At 43.3% G+C, this 1,539-nt stretch carries 1 protein-coding gene; it reads left to right on the plus strand.

Features of this window, described 5'->3' with window-relative positions:
• Positions 1-396: 396 nt before the first annotated feature.
• Entirely contained in the window at positions 397-1,290 is an 894-nt protein-coding gene (locus DFP97_RS30310) for a dihydrodipicolinate synthase family protein (protein ID WP_114384368.1), read from the plus strand.
• The last annotated feature ends 249 nt before the right edge of the window (positions 1,291-1,539 follow it).

Consider the following 1,539-nt stretch of genomic DNA (forward strand, 5'->3'; position numbering starts at 1 on the left):
AAGGGTGAAAGTAGAAATACGTTCTACACGTTGATTTTGAGCTTTAATTAGTCTAGACTTCATGTTAACGCCTCCTAAGGTGAGTTCTGAGGGCTTCAACCCAGTACATACTCATCCTAGCGGGGCGTTCGTTTTTCTGCAAATCGAATCTACTAACACCTACAGGAATGTTAACGGGTACGATAGTGGGGGAGCTGCCACGAGGACAGCTCCTTTTTGATGCATTGAAGTGACGGGCAGATTACGCTAATGCACCATTAAACAGCCAATGACATAGTAAACTGGCCCAGTCAAATATTTAAAAATTGTACCTTAAATTTTATATGAGTTAGGTTTATGGTTGTAATTAAAGTATTTCTTCTATTCCAACTAGGTAAATGAAAGGGTGTGTTTATTATGTTTACAGGCTTATCTGCATTTCCTCTAACTCCAATGAATGAGTCCGGAATAGATGAAAAGGCTTTTATACGACTGCTCAAACGTTTAACCTCAGCAAGAGTAGATTCGATCGGTGTTTTAGGATCGACTGGCAGCTATGTTTATCTCAATCGGGAAGAACGCCTGCGTGTTACTCAGCTCGCAATTGAGTATGCCGAGGGGATTCCTGTAATGATTGGAATTAGTTCTTTGCGTACTCGCGATGTGCTTCAATTAGCAGAAGATGCCCAAAAAGCAGGAGCAAATGGTGTTCTTTTAGCACCTGTTTCATATCAGCAATTAACCGAGGACGAGGTGTTTTCACTGTATGAAACGGTAACAAAATCTCTTACCGTACCCTTGTGTGTATATGATAACCCAAGTACTACTCACTTTCGATTCAGTGATGAATTGCATGGAAAAATCGCACGGTTACGACATGTCCGTTCGATTAAGATACCTGGGGTCCCCAAGGATTTAGTTTCAGCTAAGGAAAGAGTGGAACAGTTGCGTGCGCATATTTCGTATGATGTCACTATAGGGGTTAGTGGCGACGCGTATGCTGCAGTTGGCCTTAATGCAGGATGCGAGGCTTGGTACTCTGTACTTGGTGGGTTGTATCCAGATATATGTTTAAAAATAACGCGTTCTGCTCTTGCTGGGCGTTCTGTCGAAGCTGAGAGTCAATCCGCCCACCTTGACCCTCTTTGGAAAATGTTTCAAAAGTACGGTAGTCTGCGCGTAGTTGCTGCAGTGGCGGAAATGCAGGGATTGACCGGCAATCCGAGTCTTCCGCTACCGCTGCAAGGTTTAAATGAGATAGCTCGCCGAGAACTAGCCGATATCCTTACCAGTTTGGAGCTTGATAGGTAATAACTTACACATGTGTAATATCACCTATTATTTATTGGACATAAATCTATACAACAATACCTGAAAAGATTAAGCTACCGGATACGATAGTGGGGGAGCTGCCGCGAAGCCAGCTCCTTTTTGATGCTCATTGAAGTAAAGGGCAGGATAGTGTAAGTGCGTCAAGTTAAGTCATGTCATTTAGCAGGTGGAAATCCTGCTTGGGAAGACTCTAGCCAGGTCACCAATAGCGAGTCTTGGAGCTTTAAG

It is taken from the genome of Paenibacillus prosopidis (genome assembly GCF_003337375.1).
Lineage (GTDB): Bacteria > Bacillota > Bacilli > Paenibacillales > Paenibacillaceae > Pristimantibacillus > Pristimantibacillus prosopidis.

Excerpts from the sequence above, each read along its gene's own strand:
- DFP97_RS30310 (WP_114384368.1), top strand. The coding sequence starts at position 397 with ATGTTTACAGGCTTATCTGCATTTCCTCTAACTCCAATGAATGAGTCC.